16 protein-coding genes are annotated in these 17,906 nt (G+C 71.4%); 8 read left to right on the forward strand and 8 right to left on the reverse strand.

Going from position 1 to position 17,906, the window contains the following annotated elements:
* Position 1: 1 nt before the first annotated feature.
* The 4 genes from ACIBIW_RS18300 to ACIBIW_RS18315 form a co-directional block, all read right to left on the reverse strand.
* Positions 2-787 (reverse strand): hypothetical protein, encoded by a 786-nt coding sequence (locus tag ACIBIW_RS18300; protein ID WP_399337259.1) that lies wholly within the window; start codon positions 785-787, stop codon positions 2-4.
* 8 nt (positions 788-795) lie between these two features.
* Entirely contained in the window at positions 796-1,098 is a 303-nt protein-coding gene (locus ACIBIW_RS18305) for a hypothetical protein (protein ID WP_399337260.1), read from the reverse strand.
* 100 nt (positions 1,099-1,198) lie between these two features.
* The gene (locus ACIBIW_RS18310) at positions 1,199-1,489 is read right to left on the reverse strand and encodes a hypothetical protein (protein WP_399337262.1); all 291 of its coding nucleotides are present in this window, start codon (positions 1,487-1,489) and stop codon (positions 1,199-1,201) included.
* Between the two features lies 1 nt (position 1,490).
* Positions 1,491-1,793 (reverse strand): hypothetical protein, encoded by a 303-nt coding sequence (locus tag ACIBIW_RS18315; protein WP_399337264.1) that lies wholly within the window; start codon positions 1,791-1,793, stop codon positions 1,491-1,493.
* 763 nt (positions 1,794-2,556) lie between these two features.
* Here ACIBIW_RS18315 and ACIBIW_RS18320 point away from each other — a divergent pair.
* The 3 genes from ACIBIW_RS18320 (at position 2,557) to ACIBIW_RS18330 (ending at position 5,484) form a co-directional block, all read left to right on the forward strand.
* The gene (locus ACIBIW_RS18320) at positions 2,557-3,351 is read left to right on the forward strand and encodes a lytic transglycosylase domain-containing protein (protein WP_399337267.1); all 795 of its coding nucleotides are present in this window, start codon (positions 2,557-2,559) and stop codon (positions 3,349-3,351) included.
* A gap of 52 nt (positions 3,352-3,403) precedes the next feature.
* Complete coding sequence (locus tag ACIBIW_RS18325) at positions 3,404-4,741, forward strand: hypothetical protein (RefSeq protein ID WP_399337269.1); 1,338 nt, start codon at positions 3,404-3,406, stop codon at positions 4,739-4,741.
* Between the two features lie 197 nt (positions 4,742-4,938).
* Positions 4,939-5,484 carry a sigma-70 family RNA polymerase sigma factor gene (locus tag ACIBIW_RS18330; protein ID WP_399337271.1) on the forward strand — a complete coding sequence of 182 codons (546 nt, stop codon included), beginning with the start codon at positions 4,939-4,941 and terminating at the stop codon, positions 5,482-5,484.
* A gap of 200 nt (positions 5,485-5,684) precedes the next feature.
* Here the strand turns inward: ACIBIW_RS18330 and ACIBIW_RS18335 are convergent, their stop codons facing one another.
* Positions 5,685-6,347 carry a response regulator transcription factor gene (locus ACIBIW_RS18335; protein ID WP_399337273.1) on the reverse strand — a complete coding sequence of 221 codons (663 nt, stop codon included), beginning with the start codon at positions 6,345-6,347 and terminating at the stop codon, positions 5,685-5,687.
* A gap of 543 nt (positions 6,348-6,890) precedes the next feature.
* On the opposite strand from ACIBIW_RS18335, the gene ACIBIW_RS18340 reads away from it, so the two are divergent.
* Genes ACIBIW_RS18340 through ACIBIW_RS18360 form a run of 5 tightly spaced genes read left to right on the forward strand, consistent with a single transcriptional unit; the run spans position 6,891 to position 12,577 of the window.
* Complete coding sequence (locus ACIBIW_RS18340) at positions 6,891-8,174, forward strand: ABC transporter substrate-binding protein (protein ID WP_399337275.1); 1,284 nt, start codon at positions 6,891-6,893, stop codon at positions 8,172-8,174.
* A gap of 7 nt (positions 8,175-8,181) precedes the next feature.
* Entirely contained in the window at positions 8,182-9,144 is a 963-nt protein-coding gene (locus tag ACIBIW_RS18345; RefSeq protein WP_399337277.1) for a carbohydrate ABC transporter permease, read from the forward strand.
* The gene (locus ACIBIW_RS18350) at positions 9,141-10,019 is read left to right on the forward strand and encodes a carbohydrate ABC transporter permease (RefSeq protein WP_399337279.1); all 879 of its coding nucleotides are present in this window, start codon (positions 9,141-9,143) and stop codon (positions 10,017-10,019) included. Before ACIBIW_RS18345 ends, ACIBIW_RS18350 begins: the two co-directional genes overlap by 4 nt.
* Before the next feature lie 6 nt (positions 10,020-10,025).
* Entirely contained in the window at positions 10,026-11,183 is a 1,158-nt protein-coding gene (locus ACIBIW_RS18355; RefSeq protein ID WP_399337281.1) for a mandelate racemase/muconate lactonizing enzyme family protein, read from the forward strand.
* Positions 11,180-12,577: a lyase family protein gene (locus tag ACIBIW_RS18360; RefSeq protein WP_399337283.1), complete on the forward strand. Its 1,398-nt coding sequence runs from the start codon at positions 11,180-11,182 to the stop codon at positions 12,575-12,577. The genes ACIBIW_RS18355 and ACIBIW_RS18360 overlap by 4 nt, the downstream gene beginning before the upstream one ends.
* A gap of 24 nt (positions 12,578-12,601) precedes the next feature.
* Here the strand turns inward: ACIBIW_RS18360 and ACIBIW_RS18365 are convergent, their stop codons facing one another.
* The 3 genes from ACIBIW_RS18365 to ACIBIW_RS18375 form a co-directional block, all read right to left on the reverse strand.
* A complete protein-coding gene (locus ACIBIW_RS18365) occupies positions 12,602-15,037 on the reverse strand; it encodes a P-loop NTPase fold protein (protein ID WP_399337285.1) in 2,436 nt (811 codons plus the stop codon).
* Between the two features lie 318 nt (positions 15,038-15,355).
* On the reverse strand, positions 15,356-16,447 hold the full coding sequence (locus tag ACIBIW_RS18370; RefSeq protein WP_399337287.1) for a mandelate racemase/muconate lactonizing enzyme family protein: 1,092 nt from the start codon (positions 16,445-16,447) through the stop codon (positions 15,356-15,358).
* A 31-nt stretch (positions 16,448-16,478) separates the two neighbouring features.
* Complete coding sequence (locus ACIBIW_RS18375; protein WP_399337289.1) at positions 16,479-17,891, reverse strand: glycoside hydrolase family 5 protein; 1,413 nt, start codon at positions 17,889-17,891, stop codon at positions 16,479-16,481.
* Between the last annotated feature and the right edge of the window lie 15 nt (positions 17,892-17,906).

A 17,906-nucleotide genomic window follows, 5' to 3' on the forward strand; every position in this document is an offset into this window, starting at 1 on the left:
GTCAGTCTCCCCACATGATGAAGCCGTTGGTGTTCGCGGTGTAGTCGATGGCCGAGAACAGCTCGCCACCGCCGGACGGCTGCACCTTCCAGTCGCCCCGGTCCCACCGCAGGTGGACGGTCGTGGTGCCGGTGAGACCGCCGACATCGCTCTTGATGAGCAGCTTCACCGTGGCCGCCTCGTCCTGGTAGGAGAGCACGGCGAAACCGGCGTAGTAGCCCAGGGACCCGGCGTCCACGTCGTCGGGACCGTCGATGTCCGACTCGTACTCGCGATCCTTCTCGAACTGGTCACGGCCGCTCCCTGCGACGAGTTGCTCCCGGCTGACCTGGCGCCAGCCGGACCCGCTGGCCTGGGAGGGGATGATCACGGCGGCCTCGACCGCCCCCATGGGGGTGTGTGCGAAGCACCACCACGGGGTCCCCTCCCGCTGCTTGGGTCCCGCCGAGGACGAGACGGGCACCTGGGCGGCGCCCAGGCTCCGCCATACGACGTCCTTGGGCGCGCTCTTCGGGACCGTCGACCCGCCGCTGTCGTCGGTGTGGCAGTCCCGGGGGCGTCCGTTGTCCACGAGGGGGCCCGACAGCGGCCCCTTGGCCACCGCCGCGCTTTCCTGGGGCCGGGAGTCGTCGGCGGACTTGACGGTATCGCCACCCGAGGTGAGGGCGGTGGCCGCGCCCGCGACCACCACGATGCCGAGGAAACCCGCTGACATCCGCCAACTGCGCTGCTGCCAGTAGGGCTTCGGCTCCTCGACCGGCTTCTCCCGGCGTTTGAAGATCGCCACAGTGCGGCCTAGTTGAAGACGAACTGCACCAGGGGCCCCGCGGTGGCCACCAGGACACAGCCCCCGAGCACCATGCCCAGACGGCTCATGTGCTCGGAACTCTCGCCCCGCTTGAGGGAGACGGCCATCATCGCGCCGGTGATCAGCACTCCGGCGACACCGGCGGCGGTGCCGGCCCAGGCGGCGATGCCCAGGACCAGGTTGACCTTGTTCTCAAGTTTGTCCGGGGCGTCCTTCTTGACGTTGAAGGGGTCGGCGGCGAGGTAGTTGGCTGCCTTGTAGGCGGCGGCCTGGTACGTCACGAGCGACATGCTTGTCTCCGGGGGATTTCGGCGCCCCGCCTACGCGGGAGCGGGGGACGGCTGACAGTGAGGGGGTGAAGCGTCAGGGGGTACGAGGCTCAGGGGCACATCACTTCTGCGGCGGCTGGAGCGAGAGATCGCCGAGGAACGTGACGAGCGGACCGGCCGAGGTGGCCACGAGACAGGCCAGGACGATGTAGAAGACACCTCGGAAGTGGTCGCCCCCCTCGCCCGGCTCGCCGCGGCGCAGTTGGAGCGACATCTTGATGCCGACGATGGTCAGTCCCGCGACCCCCGCCGCTGACGCGCACCAGGAGAGGGTGCCGAAGATCCAGCCGATGTCCGCCTTGGGGGGCGAGTAGGCGGCGAGCCGCCAGAACGCACGGGATGCCAACGTCATGTCACATGCCCTTCGTGCTCAGGTCGGCACCCACGAGTTCGGTGAGCCTGACGAGTTGACGTGGCAGGGTCCGCGGCTCGTCCCCGAGCCGCCATGCCGGTATCCACGGCACCCGGTGGACATGGGTGACGGAGCGGATGACCCGGATACGGCGCAGCAGGCTCAGCGGGAGCCTCCCGGGCGCGTCGGCGATGAGCACCACGCCGATCAGCTCGATCTGCGGCGGCGCCTTGCCCTCGTCCAGGGCACGCAGCACCCGGGAGACGGAGCGAAGGCCCGACGCGCTGGTCCTTCCCACGATCATGAAACGGCGTGGTTCGCCCTTCCCCGGCTTCGGCCACCGGGCGCCGATGTCGACTCCCCCGATGGCCGCGGTCAGGGAGGTGGCACCGGCCCCGCCGTGTGCCTTGACCCAGCCGACGGTGCCGCCCGAGCCACCCCCGGCCGTGGTGCTCCCGGTGGGTGCGCTCCCCCGCGCGTCGGGTTTCGGCCCACGGGAGGGCCGGCGTCCCGGCGGGGACTTCGCGGCGGCGGGTGCGGGGGTGGCGGCCGGGGCAGGGGGGCGTGGGCCCGACCGCTCCGGCGGCTGGGCGCGCCGCGGCGGGCGCCCGGGCGGCACGCCCGTGGCTTCCGGGGCCTCCGGCTGCCGCTGCCGCGCCGCCGCTCCCGGGGACGGTGTGCGTCCGCCGGGAGCCCCGGTGCGGGGCTGCGGCCCGCGAGGTGCCGGGTGGGCCGGGGCGCCGCCGGTCGTCCGCGGGGCAGCCGGGCGGCCGTGCTCGCTCGTCGCCGACGGATTCGCGTCACGCCGCGGGGCGGGCCGCGGCTGTGCGGGCGCCGGCTGCGGGGGCTTCGGCCCACGTACCCACGCGCCCGGCTTCTGCGATGCCGGGGGGTTGCCCATGCGTGCCTCCTCCCCCCTGGTGCTTCCGCTGCTCGGATTCATCTTGTTTCCACCGGTTTGAACTTCTTCGCGTCGCGGCCCGTTCTGATCTGCCGGACCCGTCTCGACAGCACAACGGTCCGCTCTGCCGTCGCGGTTCAAGATGAGGAGAAGAAGGCGTGCGCCCATGAGTGAGGAATCCGGGGGTGAAGAGAAGAGCACCGGTGCGAAGACCGCCAGGAACGTCGCGGCGGCCGGTCTCGGCTGCGGTTGCCTGCTGGCGCCGCTCGCCATGATCGTGGTCGTCGTCGCCGACTTCATCATCGGGGGCCTCGGCGTGCTGCTGTTTCCCCTGGTGATCCTCTACCTGATCTTCCATCACGGCCATGGCGACCCCCCGTCCAGCGACCAGGGGCAGGAGGTCATCGACGTGGCGAACGGTGACGGCAAGGGCGACCTCGACCCCAGATCCGTCCCCGAGGACCTGAAGGACTCCATCGAGGACGCCGGGGACCTGTGCGACGCGATCGGCCCTATCGTCATCGCCTCGCAGATCGACGCGGCGTCCCACTTCAGGGCGGAGATGATCGGCCCGAACGGCGAGAAGGGGATCTCGCAGCTACCGCCCGACATCTTCAAGAAGTACGGCAAGGACGACGACGACAACGACAAGGTCGACGCCTTCGACACGGAGGACTCGATCATGGCCCAGGGGCGCTACATGTGCGCGCTCGCCAACGAGGCGCAGAAGCTGAAGGACGAGGGCAAGGCCAAGGGCAGCGTCCTCGACATGGCGCTGGCCGGCTACAAGGTCGGCATGGACGCCGTCCGGGAGGCCAAGGGCCCGCCGGAGAGCAACGCGGCCCAGAACTACATCGGCGCCGTCCGCTTCGCGTTCTCCAAGTACTCGGGCACCGTCCAGTGGCCCGACGGCGAGACCCCCGACCCCGACGTCACCAACGGCACCGACGACTCCGGCTGAGCCGCGCGGCCGTCCGCGTCCCGCCCAGAACCCCACAGTGAGGAGAACTGCCATGGCCCGTTCCGAGGTGTACATATCCGAGAACGGCGTCGTCCAGATCGACGGCCTGCTCCTCGTCCCCGAGCAGCCGAAGACCGTGCACGACGCCGTACTCGACTACCTGCACAGGTACGCCGAGGAACGGGACACCACCATGGAGGCCCTGGTCGACGACGGTCCCGGCGGTGCCCGCTTCCTGCTCCAGGTGTCACCGGACGGCTCCAGCAGCGTCGACCCCCTGGACGAGGAGGCGTACGGCTTCGCGGAGGAGGATGACCTCCCGGAGGAGGCGGACGACCTCTCGGAGGAGGCTGACGGCCTCACGGAGGGGACGGACGGCCTCGCGGAGGAGGCGGACGACCTCACGGAGGAGACGGTCGGGCTCCAGGAGGAGTCACCCGACGCGGAGGTCGTCGCGGACCAGGACCCCGACCCGGCCCCGGCCTCAGCCCCGGTCCCGGCCTCAGTCCCGGAGGAGCCGGACGCCGAAGAGGTCCACGCCTCCGACCCGGTGGCCGCGGAGGCGACCGCCCCGTACGCGCCCCCGGCCTGGGCCCCCCAGCCCACCGGGCCGCTCGACGACGCGACCACGGTGTCGCCGGTGGGCCACACCGCCGACACGGACACACTCCGCACCCACGCACCGGTCTCGCACACCCCCGCAGCGGAACCGACATCGGTGCACCTGCCCGTCCTGGGAGCGGCGCCTGCCACGACGACGGCACCCGCGGGCAGCGAACCGGCGCCCGAGGAGACGGACTCCCCGGAATCCGGGGCGGCGGGCCCACGGACGCAGCCGTCCCGGGCCGCCGCCACCGCCTTCTCCGCCATCGCCACCGCCGTGGTCCGCGCCGCGTCCGCCGCGCGGGCCGCCGTCCCCGACACCCCCGCACCTGCCGACACCGGGATACCCGCCGAACTCGCCCAACGCGTCGGGCACATCAACGCGTTGGCGGCCGAGGACCGGCGCGACGAGGCTTTCGCCCACGCCACCGTGCTGCGCAAGTCCCTGACGCTCTCCGCGGGCATGGACCATCCGCACACCGTCGAGGCGAGGGCCCTTGAGGCGTACCTGGCCCATCTGGCCGGGGACCACCACGAGGCCACCGTGCTCGCCCTTTCCGTGGCCCGCACCCGGTGTGTGGCGGGGGACGCGCGGGCGCACGCGGAGGTGGCGCGGGCGACGGCGGCCTGGCAGTGGCTGGAGGACGAGAAGGCGGCGCTCACCCACGGGCACGAACTCCTCAACATGTGGGAGCGGCTGGACCTGAGGCAGCCGCTGAGCCCCGACGAGGAGGAGTTGGCGTACCAGGTGCGCAGGGACGTGGACGCGCTGAGCGCACCGGTGTGAGGCGCCCCCTCGGCGCACCACAGGACGACATCGCCGCCCCAGTGATCACACCAGCTCCATGTGCCACCGCCTGCACGTCCATCGCTTCGTAGATCAGACGTCAATCGGAAGTGGAACCTCTCCCGGAACACTCCGCTCCGCCGAAGGTTCGGCTCCGTTCCCCCCTCGGAGCCGGTTTCCCGAGGAGGGAGCAGAAGGTGAACGTGACGGTCATCGGGTCGGCGAGCGCGCCTTCCCAGGAGGAACGCGCCCTGCGCGACCTCTACCTTCGACACGGTCCCGCCCTTTACACGTACGTACTGCGCATGCTGGGCGGGGACACGCACCGCACCGAGGACGTCATCCAGGAGACGCTGCTGCGCTGCTGGAACAAGCGGAATTTGTTCGATCGCGAGGGCATGGCGGTGCGGCCGTGGCTGTTCCGGGTCGCGCACAACCTGGTCGTCGACGCCCACCGCACGCGGATGGCACGGCCGATCGAGGTCGGCGGCGCCACCTGGCTGAGCGAGATGGGCGCCGAGACGGACGGGACCGAGCGGGTGCTGTCGTCGATCGTGGTGCGCGACGCGCTCCAGACGCTGACGCCCGCCCACCGCGAGGCACTTGCGGCCACGTTCTTCTCGGACCTCACCACCCAGCAGGCCGCCGCCGACCTGGGCGTGCCGCCCGGCACGGTGAAGTCCCGTGTCTACTACGCGCTACGGAGCCTGAAGACGGCGCTGGAGGAACGCGGGGTGGCGTGACGGGGGCGCGTGGTGGCCGCGCCGGCACGCACCCCGGCCACCACGCGCCTCTGTTGTTGCCGTGCACCCCGGCCGCCGCGCGCCCCTGTCGGCGCCCGGACGGAAGGCGGTGGTGGTGAGGTGCCAAGGCCCGGTGGGTGCCCGAGGTCCGCAGAGGGCCCGGGGTCCTCAGGGGGCGAGGAAGCCGCCCACCTCGTGCGTCACGAGATGTATCCCTCGCGCAGGGCGTGCGCCACGGCGTGCGCGCGGTTGCGCAGGGCGAGGCGGGTGGTGAGGGCTTGCAGGATGTTCTTCACCGTGCGCTCCGAGTACGATAGCTTCCCCGCTATCTCCCCGGTGCCCAGGCCCTCGGCGACGAGCCGCAGGACGTCGATCTCGCGGGCGGTGAGCCCGGCGGGGCGGCCGCCGGGGCCGCCGGAGGCGCCCGGGCGCAGCGCGCTGACCTGGCTGATGAGGCGGCCGATCAGGTCGGACGGCAGGTCTCCGTCGCCGCGCGACGCGGCGATCACGGCCTGGAGCAGCCGGTGTTCCGTGGCCTCGTGGCGCCACACGATGGCGCCGACGCCGCACTCGATGACGTCGAGCAGTTCGGCCTCGCGGATCTGGCTGACCACCAGCACCGCGCGCAGGCCCTCGCCGCGCACGAGGCGCCGCAGCGACGACAGGGTGCGCTGGTCGATGGACTCGGCGAGCAGCACGGCGACCGCGCCGTCGCGGCCCGTGGTCTCCTCGACGAGTTCGATCACCGGGTGCCGGCGTAGCTGGCCGACCGCGCCCTCGTGGGAGATCGGGTCAGGCGCGTGCACTCTGACGGGAATTCTCTTCTCGGAGCCTGAGGCGCCGGAATGCGATGAGCCGTGCAACGGTCCTCCCCTCTCCAGAGAGGGATCGTAAGCCGCCCCATCTAGCCACCAGGCACACTAATTGCCACGTACCGCTCCGTTATTGCCAACAGCGATCACTAAATGGCCTGTTCGGCGTTTGGATGCGTCGAAAACGCGCCAAGTCCGCGCTTGCAGCAGCGTAGCCCTATCCCGGGAGATGCGGAGAGGGCCGGACGGGAAATTCCCGCGGGGGTCGTGGACAGGCCAACGTACCGGCGGAATCAGGGGAAAGTTTCGGACAACCCCGAAATATTTCGAGACCCTCTCCGTGCCCCACAACTCCCGTCCCATCATAGGAAACCGCAGTTCATGGCGGCCGCTCCGGATCGCGTCCGACCAGCCGAACCGAAAAATTCCATATCACGGAAGCCAGCAACCGCCTTGTGGAACCCGAGGGTTTCGCCTACGTTTCGTGCACATGGCCGAAACGCCACCGCGGTACCGGTGCCGGGCACGCCGGTGCCCGCCGTGCCGCGGCGGTCCGTCGCGTGGGCGCGCGGGGACGGAGGAGCGAGGACTCAGATGGCAGCTATCAGTCGCAGGCGGGTGCTGGCGGGCCTCGGCGGGGCGGCCGCGGGCGCCGCGCTCGCGGGGTGCGCGGGGAACGCCTCGGCCTCGGACGACTCGACCATCACCGTGATGAACTGGGAAGCCCTCGACGGCTCGCCCTACCCGAAGGTGTTCGACGCGTTCACCAGGGCCACCGGCAAGAAGATCAAGTACCAGTTCGCGGCGTCCGGCAGCGACTACTGGGTGAAGTGCCGTACGGTCCTCGGCGCCAGCAACCCGCCGGACCTCATGCGGATCGACGACGACTTCGTCGCCTCCTACGCCAAGACCGGGCGGCTGCACGACCTGCGGGACTTCATGCGCGAAAGCGGTCTGCACGAGGCCGACTACTTCGCCACCGTGTACAACAACGCCCGCCAGCCGGACGGCTCGTACGTCGGCTGGAGCCTCGGTATGCAGCCCCGTGTGCTCTTCTACAACAAGACCATGTTCAAGGAGGCGGGCGTCCCGCTCCCGCCCACCACCTGGACCGACGAGGGCTGGAAGTGGGCGGACTTCCTCGACGCCGCGAAGAAGCTCTCCCTACCGGACAAGCGCTGGGGCGCCTGCGTCCTCGACGACTCCGGCTTCGAGATGATCTTCACGGTGAACAACGGCGGCACGGGGCGCTGGTCGAAGGACGGCAGGCGCTTCACCCTCGCCGACCCGGCCGACGCCGAGGGCTACCAGTTCGTCGCCGACCTGACCTGCGAGCACGACGCCCAACCGCGCTGGTCGGAGCTGCAACAGGACGGCAAGGGCGCCGAGATGTTCGCCGCGGGACAGATCGGGATGATCCAGCGGGTCTCCACGTTCGTCGACTTCTTCCGGCAGAACGTGAAGGACTTCGAGTGGGACATCGCCCCGATCCCAGGACAGGTGCGCCAGCAGACGTACGCGAACCAGATCGTGTTCGCGATCCCCGCCAAGGCCGCCCACAAGGAGCAGGCGTGGCAGCTCCTGCACTACCTCACCAGCACCCCGGGGGCCACCGGGTTCGCCAAGGCGGGCGCGTTCGTGCCGGGGCTGCGCTCGGCCGCCGACGGGATCACCGCTTCGGGCGGCGGCGGCTCGCCCCGGCACATGGGCCTGATGCTGGAGGCGGCCAACAACGCGGTGCTGCCAGGACGGGTGGTCGAGGTGCAGCAGGCCCTCCAGATCTACCGCCCGGCCCTCGACGACGTGCGCAACTGCCGGGCAAGCGCCTCCGACGTGCTCGGCAGGCTCCGCCCGGAGATCGAGGAGATCATCGGATGAGGCCGTCATGTCCCTGAACACACACGACCGCCGGGCGCCGGGCGGCAGGGCGCAGACGAGCGCGCCCGGGGCCGCGGGGGCGCGCCGCCGTGCGCCCCGCCGCGGCGGCCGCAACCTGGTCGGCTACCTCTTCATCGCCCCGCTCGTCGCCGGTCTGGCCGTCTTCCACCTGTACCCGATGCTGGTCACGACGTACTCGTCGTTCACGAGCTGGGACGGCTTCACACCCCGCAAGTGGGTCGGCCTCGACAACTACTCCAAGCTGATCCTGCACGACACCCTCTTCCACACCGTCGTCAGGAACACCCTGCTGTTCATGCTCGGCGCGATCCCGCTGACGATGCTGCTCGCGCTGGCCCTCGCCACCCTGATCAGCCCGCAGCGGCGGATCATGACGGTGTTCAGGCTGGCGTTCTTCGTGCCCTACGTGGCCAACGTCGTGGCCGTCAGCGTGGTCTGGTTCCGGCTCTACGACGGCCGCGACGGCGTCTTCAACAGCATCCTCGGGTTCTTCGGCATCCACGGACCCGACTGGCTGGTCACCTCGCCCTGGGCGCTCGTCGCGGTCGTCTTCGTCAGCGTCTGGCAGGGCGTGGGCTACCCGATGATCGTGCTGATGGCCGGAATCCAGTCCATCCCCGCCGAGCTGTACGAGGCGGCGAGCCTGGACGGCGCCTCCAGGACGCGGCGCTTTCGCAGCATCACGCTGCCGCTGCTGACGCCCTCGCTCTTCTTCGTCAGCATCAGCCAGTTCGTCGCCAGCTTCCAGGTGTTCGGCATCGTCTACGTGATGACCCACGGCGGTCCTGGCAACGACACCAACACCTATCTGCTCCAACTGTTCAACACCTCCTTCGCGGACGGTCAGTTGGGCTACGCGTCCGCGATGGCATGGCTGCTCTTCCTGGTCATCGCCGCGCTGACGGTCTTCCAGTGGAGAATGCAACGCAAGTGGGTGTTCTACGGATGAGCGCGCTCGGCACGACACAGGACGGCGGGCGCGGCACGGCCGTGGCGGCCATGTTGCAGAACCCGAAGGTGCTGCGGAGCATCTACTACGCCTTCCTCGCCGTCCTCGCGATCGGCTTCCTCTTCCCGCTGTTCTGGATGATCGGCACCTCGCTGAAGTCGGGCCCCGAGTCGCTGTCCGACGCCACCTCGGTCATCCCGCACCACCCCACTCTGGAGGGCTACCGGCAGGCGCTCGACGTGCTGCCGCACTACTTCCTCAACAGCGTGAAGCTGGCGTTCCTCAACGTCCTCGGGCTGCTCGTGGTGGCCTCGCTCGCCGGCTACGCCTTCGCCAGGATCAAGTTCCCAGGACGGGACGCGGTGTTCGTGGTGGTGCTCGCCTCCGCGCTGATCCCGAACATCGTCTACCTCATCCCGCAGTACGTCGTCTTCCGCAACTTCGGCTGGGTCGACACCCACTACCCGCTGTGGGTGCCGCGCGCGATGACACCGGTGTTCGGCACCTTCCTCATGCGGCAGTTCTTCATGAGCATCCCCAAGGAGCTTGAGGAGGCCGCCCGTATCGACGGGGCGTCCGTCTTCACCACCTTCTACCGAGTGATGCTGCCGCTGGCGAAGCCCGCGCTCGCCACCGTCGCGCTGTTCACCTTCGTCGACTCCTGGAACGACCTGCTGGGCCCGCTGATCTTCCTCAACTCGCCCGACCTCCAGACACTCCCGGTCGCACTCGCCCTCTTCCAGGGGGAGTTCTTCACCAACACCCCCGGCCTGATGGCCGCGGCCACCCTGACCATCATCCCCATCTTCGTCGTCTTCCTGCTGGCGCAGCGGTACTTCGTGCAGGGAGTCGTCATGTCCGGAATGAAAGGCTGACATCGCGTGACCCCGCCCCCGTCCCCGTCCACGCCCCCGTCCACGGCTCCCTCCGCGGCTCCCTCCGGGGCCGACGCGCCGCGCATCGCCTCCGTGGAGACCTACACCTCGGGCAACCTCTGCCTTGTCAAGGTCACCACGGAGGACGGCCGCTTCGGGTTCGGCCAGACCGCGCCCTCGGAGCCCGAGATCACCGCCCTGGTGCTGCACCGGCTCGTCGCCAAGCACTTCGTCGGGCAGAACCCCTGGGACATCGCCACCCTCGTCGAGCGCGCCATCAGGGCCGAGTACAAGTACCTGGGCGGCTTCCTGATGCGCGCCGTCAGCGGCGTCGACACCGCGCTGTGGGACCTCAAGGGCCGGGTCACGGGGCAGCCCGTGTACCGGCTGCTTGGCGGCGCGTTCCGGGACTCGGTGGGCGTCTACGCCTCCAGCATGAGCCGCGAGACGCCCGTCGACGAGGAGCTGGCGCGCATCAGGGCCGCGGTCGACACGTACGGCTTCACCGCCGCCAAGATCAAGGTGGGGGTGCGCAACGGCCGGGACGCGGAGCTGTGGAACGGCCGCACCGCCGAGCTTGTCCCCGCGATGCGCAGGGAGTTCGGGGACGCGTTCCTGCTCAACGCCGACGCCAACGGCGCGTACTCGCCTGGCGGCGCCGTCGCGGTCGGCCGCCGCCTTGAGGAGTACGGCTTCTACCACCTGGAGGAGCCCAACCCGAGCTGGGAACTGGACAACATGGGCTATGTGGCCCGGCAGCTCGACCTCCCGATCGGCGCCGCCGAGCAGGAGTTCTCGCTGGAGATCGTGCGCCGTATGGTCGCCGAGCGCCTCGTCGACGTCATCCAGCCCGACGTCTGCTACATCGGCGGCCTCACCCGCGCCCGCAAGGTCGCCGACATGGCCGACATCGCGGGCATCCCCTGCACCCCGCACTCCTCGGGGCACTCCCTCATCCCGGTGTTCACCGCGCACCTGGTGCTGTCGAGCCCGGCGTGCACCCAGCTCCAGGAGTGGTCGATCGAGCAGGCGGGCACCGAGTTCTTCGCGCCGCGCCCCGTCGTGGAGAACGGCCGCGTGGAGATCTCGGACGCGCCCGGCTGGGGCGTGGAGATCCTGCCGTCGTTCCTGGAGTCCGCGGAGCGCCGGGTGACCGCGCTGTGACGGCGGACGGGGCCGCGGGAGACGGGGCCGCGGCGGGGGACGGCGCGGGGGACGGGGCCGCCGCGTACGGGCCGCTGTGGGGCGAGGCGACCGGGCACGCGGTGCGGGCGTTCCCGGTCAGTGGCGTCCCGATGCCGGTCGAGTTCCTGGCCGCGCTGGTACGGGTCAAGCGCGCGGCGGCGCTCGCCAACGCCGAACTCGGCCTGCTGGGCGCCGCCGAGGCCGCCGCGATCACCGCGGGCTGCGACCAGGTGCTCGCGGGCGGCCTGTGGGACCAGTTCCCCGTGGACACGTACCAGACGGGCTCGGCGACATCGAGCAACATGAACGCCAACGAGGTCGTCGCGGCGCTCGCCCGCCGCCACGACCCGTCCGTCACAGTGCTCCCGCACGAGCACGTCAACCGCTGCCAGTCCTCCAACGACGTGGTCCCCACCGCGATGCGCGTCGCCACCGCCGTCGCCCTGCGCACCGACCTGGTCCCCGCGCTGCGGACGCTGCGCGACACGCTCGCGGAGAAGGCGGTGGAGTTCCGGGACGTCCTCAAGATCGCCCGCACCCATCTCCAGGACGCCACCCCGATGCGGCTCGGCCAGGAGTTCCACGGCTGGGCGGGCCAGTTGGAGCGCGCCGTGCCCCGGGTGGAGGCGGCGGTCACGGAGCTGTCGGAACTCCCCCTCGGCGGCACCGCCGTGGGCACGGGCCTGAACGCACACCCCGGCTTCGCGGCGAAGGTGTGCGCCCGGCTCGCGGCCGACCTCGGCATCGGCTTCCACGAGACCGCCAACCACTTCTGCGGCCAGTCCACCCTCGACGGCATGGTCTCCGCGCACGCCGCGGTGACCACGGCGGCGCTCGCCCTGCACAAGATCGGCTGCGACATCCGGCTGCTGGCCACGGGCCCCCGCGCGGGCCTCGGCGAACTGCGGGTGCCCGATGTGAAGGTGTCGAGCAGCATCATGCCCGGCAAGGTCCCGCCGTCGGTCATCGAGTCCCTGACGATGGCGGTGGCGAGGGTCGTCGGCAACGACGCCACCGTGCGCTTCGCGCAGACCGGCAGCGTGCTGGAGCTGAACGTGATGATGCCGGTGGCCATCGACGCCGCCCTCCAGTCCACCCGGCTGCTGGCCGCCGCGGTGCGGAACACGGACGCGCAGTGTGTACGCGGCCTCGAAGCCACCGACCGGGGCCCGGCCAACGTACGCGGCAGTGTGATGCTCACGACGGCCCTCTCGCCCCACATCGGCTACCACGCCGCCGCCGAGATCACCCGCGACGCCCTGGCCACCGGCGACGACATCCCCACCGCCGCCGCCCGGCACGGCGTCACCCGCGCACAGTTCGGCGCCTGGGTGGACCCCCACACCATGACGGGCCCCACCGACCACCCCTGACCCGGCCCCCCTGTCCGGGCCTCGCTACTCCCCGTCCCACGCCCCCGAGTGGAAGCTGAAGCGTGCCACCAGGGGAATCCAGGGGTGGAAGGCACCGGCCCTGTTCGGCACCTCGGTGCTCAGGGCCACACGCGCCAGGGCCGCGACGGTTTTCGCGCAAGCGGCGGCCAGGGGTCCCGGGCCCTCGCGCTCCGCCAGGGCGTTCAGCACGTCGCGTACGTCCTCGTCGTCCCCCGCACCCGCCAGCGCGACGAACATCCGCTGGGACGCGGCGGGCGAGCCCACCAGAACGGCCAACAGCACCTGGAGGGGCCGGAGTCTGTCGGGCCTGAACAGGCCCGGGTCGTCGTCCGTTACCCCGTTCCTGACGAGGCAGTACAGGTTCACCAGCTTCTTCGCGGCCCTGGGTGTCGGGAGCAGCGGCCCGAGGAGGGCCATGAAGTCGGTCTCCACCGACATGGGATGGGCGGGGGAGTCGGGTGGCCCGACAGGCCGCTCGGGGAGGGACGGGGCCGTCGGCGCAATGTAGGGCCGGTGCGGATTGCGGTCGCCGCCGGACGACGGAAACCCACCGCCGTCGAACTCCCCTCTCCCGGACTCTCCTCCTTCGAACGCTCCGAGTCCGAACTCCCGCGCCTCCAGCAGCGACCGGATGTAGCGCCCGGTGGCCTCCTCGCCCGGCCGCGCGATGGTGAACGGGATCTGGAAGATCTTGTCGAGGTAGTCGAGCGGTCCCGCGCCCGCTGCCTCCACGCCCTCCCCGGCCGCGTCGGGCCCCGGCCCGAAGAGGTCCCTGTGGTGCAGGCGCAGCGCCTTGACCAGCCAGCGCGGGTCCACCGCGACCACCACGACGAAGAGTTCGAGCGCCAGCATCAGATGGACGGCCGCAAGCACCTCCACCACCCGCCGCGGCGAGCAGCGGTCCAGGTCGTCGATGTAGAGGACCACCCGTTGCAGCGGCGGCGCCCCGGACCCGGCCCCCGTGCGCCTGCGCCACTCCTCGCGCGCCCGCGCGAGATCGCCCTCCAGCCTCTCCAGATCGCGCCTGACCTGGCTCAGCAGGCTGCGGTACGGCTCGTAGGGCGACGGCTCCTCGGCGCGGCGGCGCAGGAACTCGGAGAGGCGTACGGCCGCGTCGACCTGGGCGAGCCGGTCGGCGGTCACCGCCACCCGCTCGTTGGCCTCCTCCAGGTCGCGCCCGAGGCGTTCACCGGCCCCCGCGGCGATCCGCCCCAGCGCGGCGTGCCAGGCACGCACGCGGCGCACGGCAGGGCCCACCGCGGCCCCCGCGCCCACCGCGAGCGGCAGCGCGGCCGCGATCCAGGAGCCCGCGAGTGCCCACACCGCCCACGCGGCGCCGAGCACCGCGGCCCACACCAGCAGCGTCCCGCGGTTGGCCCACGCGGAGCGGGCGACGGTGCCCGCCTCCGCCCACAGCAGCCGGGGGCCGCGCAGGGGGTCGCCGACGGCGCCCGCGCGTCCGTCGGGCGCGGTGTCCGCGGCGGCGTCGGCCACCGCCTGGAGGCGTCCGGCCTCGGCCCTGGCCCGCTCCAACTCCGCACGCAGCCGGTCGCGTCGGCGCTGCACCTCGCCCGTCGACACCGCGGGGCCCTCGCCCGTCTCCGCGGCGAGTCCCCTGAAGAGATGGTCGACGAGCCCCGTCCACAGGTGGTCCTCGGCGTAGTGCCAGGCGTTGAACCGGATCTGCCGCACATTGGCGACAAAGGCGGTACGCGCACCGCCCTGCCGCCGTGCGCCCGCGGCGAGTTCGGCCACCCGGGCGCGCATCTGCTCCATCGTGCTCGACTTGCCCGCGCCCCACTCCCCGAGCAGCGCGATCGCCAGCGGGGGCGCGGTGGACTCCGCGGCCACCAGCATGGCCAGCATGTCGACGTCGCCGCCGTGGCCCAGCAGGTCCACCGCGCTTGGCCGGTCGCTGCCGAGGGCGGCGAGGGCGTGCGGTCGGCGCATCGCGCCATAGGACCGCAGGCCGCCGGGGCGCCCGCGCCCGGCGGCCGTGGAATCGCCCCGGTGGTACGCCTGGTTGCGCTCCCGGATCTCCCGGAAGAGGGCCGCGGCACGCGGGTCGTCACTGTCCCTGAGTGAGGTGAGCGGCAGGGCGAGCCCCTCTGCGCCGGACGACTGGCGGGCCACCAGCACGCCGTACACCCCGCCGGTGGCCGGGTCCACGAGAGGGCCGCCCCCGCTCCCGTCGGGCAGTTCGGTGCCACTGACCCGCAACGCCTGCCCGAGCAGGCCACCGTATGTCAGGGCGGCCGTCCACAGCTGCGCGCGCGTTCCGCTCCGGACCGCGAAACCGTATCCCCAGAGGGTGTCGGTCAGTTCAGGGGTGCGGTCGGAGAGCCGGGGAAAGCCGTTGCCGACGGGTTCGGGTAGTCGGATGATCGCCAGGTCATGGGCTCCACGCGGGCCCCGGGACGTGAACAGATCCTCCGCCAACGACTCCACGGCACCGGTGGCTTCCCCGCCCTCCCAGACCAGCCGGACCGACGAGGGCCCACGCGAGCCCTCGGGACCGGCGACGGAGACGCTTGTGACGGCGAGGCCGGGAGCCACGAAGAACGCGCTGCCCCGGAATCGGCCGGCGCGCTGGCCCCCCTGGGCATCCGAACCGAAAACCTGCGCCACCGACGCCCTGACCCTCCCGTCCACCCCCTCGGCCGTACGGTCTTCCACCACGCCCCACCCCCGCCGTAAAAATGCCAACCCGCCCCAGATTCCCACAGATGTGCCCGGAATCCAGGCGAGCCGCCCCCTTCACCCCCGCGACACCTCCCCCACCGCCTCCCGTACGAACGAGGGCGTCAGTTCCACGCCCCAGCCCGGCCGGGTGGGAGCCGTGAGGCGGCCCTGCTCCACGCGGAGCGCGGGCTCGTACACGCCCGTCGTCCACGGTGTCTCCTCCGCGCTCCACTCCTGGTAGTGGACGCACGACGGCATCGCGGTGGCGAGGTGGAGGGTGAAGAGCTGGAGGAGGGAGTGGTTGGCGCAGTGCGGGGTGCAGGGGACGCCCGCGGCCTCCGCAAGCACCGCCACCTTGCGGGCCCGCGAGACACCGCCGATGTAGCCGATGTCGGGCTGCACGATGCGCACCGCGCGCTCGCTGAGCATGCGGTGGAACTGCGGGAGCGCGTAGTCCTGTTCGCCGCCCGACACCGGGATGTCGAGGGCGGCGGTGACCTCGGCGCAGCGGTCGAGTTCGGTGAACGGGGTGGGCTCCTCGTAGTGGAAGTAGCCGTGGTCCTCCAACAGCCTCCCGACGCGGATGGCGCGGCCCACCGAGTAACCGCCGTTGGCGTCCGCCGAGATGTCGACCGTGTCGCCCAACTCGCGGCGCATCAGCGGCACGATGCGCTCGGTGCGCCCCGGCGCCGCGTCGGTGTCGCGGCCCATCGCCTCGCCGACGCGGATCTTCACCGCCCCGAAGCCGTGCTCGGCGACCAGTGCGGTGAGGCGTTCGGCCTCCGCCTCGGGGGTGATGTCGCGCCGCATGCTGGACACGTACACCGGCACCGTGTCGCGGGCCTGCCCGCCGAGCAGCTTCGCCACCGGCCGGCCCGCGGCCTTGCCGAGCACGTCCCACAGGGCGGTGTCGACGCCCGCGAGGGCGCGGTGGACGAAACCGCCGGGGAACTTGTAGTGGGTGCGCAGGCACGTGTCCACCAGGGTCTCGACATCCCACGGGTCGCGCCCGAGGAACACCGGCGCCACCATGGAGTGCAGCACCCGTACCGTGTGCGCGGCCTCGTAGGGGGCGGTCTGGCCGATGCCCTCGACACCGTCGTCGGTGCGCACCCGTACCACCGCGAGCGGTCCGCGCAGCAGCGTCTCGATGCTCTCGATCCTCATGAACAGCCGCCTTCCCTACGTGCGTCGACGCTCACAGGTGCTGCTTGAGCAGGGCGAGCAGCGGTTCGCGCACGGTGCAGCGCTCCAGCGCGAAGCAGTCCGCCAGCGCCCGCATCCCGTCCGCGTCCAGGCCCCGGAAGCAGCGCGCGAAGTCTTCGACCATCGGCTCGGCGAGCAGGATGTGCCGTACGAGCACGTGAATCCACTGCCTGGCGCCGAACGGCAGCGGGTCGAAGCCGGGGAACTCCTCGGCCACGGTGGCCTCGATCGGGTCCAGGATGTGCCGCACCCCGGTGTCCACACCACCCCACACGTCGACGCCGAGCCGCGCCTTCTTCTCCAGCACCGGCGCGATCCGTCGCACGTAGGGGGAGTCGGCGGGCACCCGGGCGACGCCCTGGAGGCCGATGTCCTTGTACGTCCACAGGCTCCAGCCGGCCCCGTACTCGTCGTAGAGGTCGAGCTGGTCGGCGAGGGTGCGGTAGCGGTGCTCGTCGCGCTCCTGGTCGCCGCTGTAGACGGGCCCGAACTCCCCCACCCAGATGGGGGTGTCGGTGGCACGCATGTACTCCGAGCGCTTCAGGAAGCGGGCCGCGAGGTAGTCGCGGTCGACGTACTGGCCACGGGACTCGCCGGGGTACGGGCCGCTGTCGGCGAAGCCGGAGAGGGCGTAGTCGTGCACCGTGTATACGGTGCCCGGCCAGGGGTCGCGGAACAGGTCGAACTCGGTGGCGTGCCGGTTGCCGTCGAGGAAGACGACGTGGTGCGGGTCGACCGCGCGTATCGCCGCGTGCAGCCGCTCGTAGAAGGGGCCGATGCTCTCGCCCTCGGAGTCGGCGGGCTCGTTGAGGGGGTTGTAGCCGGCCACCCAGGGGTTGTCGCGGTAGTGCTCGGCAAGGGCCTCCCACAGGTTGACCACCCGGTCCTGGAAGTGCCTGTGAGTCCAGAAGAACGAGCGGTGGGTCGGGTTGTCGCTGTGCCAGCGCTGGTTGTGGAAGCCGGGCGCGGCGTGCAGGTCGAGCACCGTGTAGAGGCCGTGCCCGGCGCAGACGTCCACCACCCGGTCGAGCAGTGCGAAGCCCTCGGGCCTGATCTCCAGGGGGCGGGCGTCGTCCTCGAAGTGCCGGTAGTGGAAGGGCACCCGCACGCAGTTCATCCCGGCGCCCGCGAGCAGCGCCGCGTCCGCGTCGGTGAAGAACACGTCGAGGAAGCGGTCGAAGAAGGCGTCGTACGCCTCCTGTCCGACCACCCGGCGCAGCGCGTCACGGTGCAGTTCCTCGGTGGCGGGGAAGCCGGTGATGAAGTTCTCCATGTTCATCCAGCCGCCGAGCCCGACGCCGCGCAGCCGCACCGGGTCACCTCCTGCGGTGACGAGACGGGCGCCGTCCACGCGCAGCAGCACGGAGGCGTCCTGGTGCGCCGGGGCGTTCACGGGGGAGTTCATTGGTGTGCTCCAGGG

It is taken from the genome of Streptomyces sp. NPDC050560 (assembly GCF_044457285.1).
Lineage (GTDB): Bacteria > Actinomycetota > Actinomycetes > Streptomycetales > Streptomycetaceae > Streptomyces.

Coding starts and splice junctions, on each gene's coding strand:
- ACIBIW_RS18345 (WP_399337277.1), top strand. CDS start 8,182: ATGTCCCTGAACACACACGACCGCCGGGCGCCGGGCGGCAGGGCGCAG.
- ACIBIW_RS18375 (WP_399337289.1), bottom strand. CDS start 17,891: ATGAACTCCCCCGTGAACGCCCCGGCGCACCAGGACGCCTCCGTGCTG.
- ACIBIW_RS18305 (WP_399337260.1), bottom strand. CDS start 1,098: ATGTCGCTCGTGACGTACCAGGCCGCCGCCTACAAGGCAGCCAACTAC.
- ACIBIW_RS18310 (WP_399337262.1), bottom strand. CDS start 1,489: ATGACGTTGGCATCCCGTGCGTTCTGGCGGCTCGCCGCCTACTCGCCC.
- ACIBIW_RS18350 (WP_399337279.1), top strand. CDS start 9,141: ATGAGCGCGCTCGGCACGACACAGGACGGCGGGCGCGGCACGGCCGTG.
- ACIBIW_RS18370 (WP_399337287.1), bottom strand. CDS start 16,447: ATGAGGATCGAGAGCATCGAGACGCTGCTGCGCGGACCGCTCGCGGTG.
- ACIBIW_RS18320 (WP_399337267.1), top strand. CDS start 2,557: ATGAGTGAGGAATCCGGGGGTGAAGAGAAGAGCACCGGTGCGAAGACC.
- ACIBIW_RS18325 (WP_399337269.1), top strand. CDS start 3,404: ATGGCCCGTTCCGAGGTGTACATATCCGAGAACGGCGTCGTCCAGATC.
- ACIBIW_RS18315 (WP_399337264.1), bottom strand. CDS start 1,793: ATGATCGTGGGAAGGACCAGCGCGTCGGGCCTTCGCTCCGTCTCCCGG.
- ACIBIW_RS18340 (WP_399337275.1), top strand. CDS start 6,891: ATGGCAGCTATCAGTCGCAGGCGGGTGCTGGCGGGCCTCGGCGGGGCG.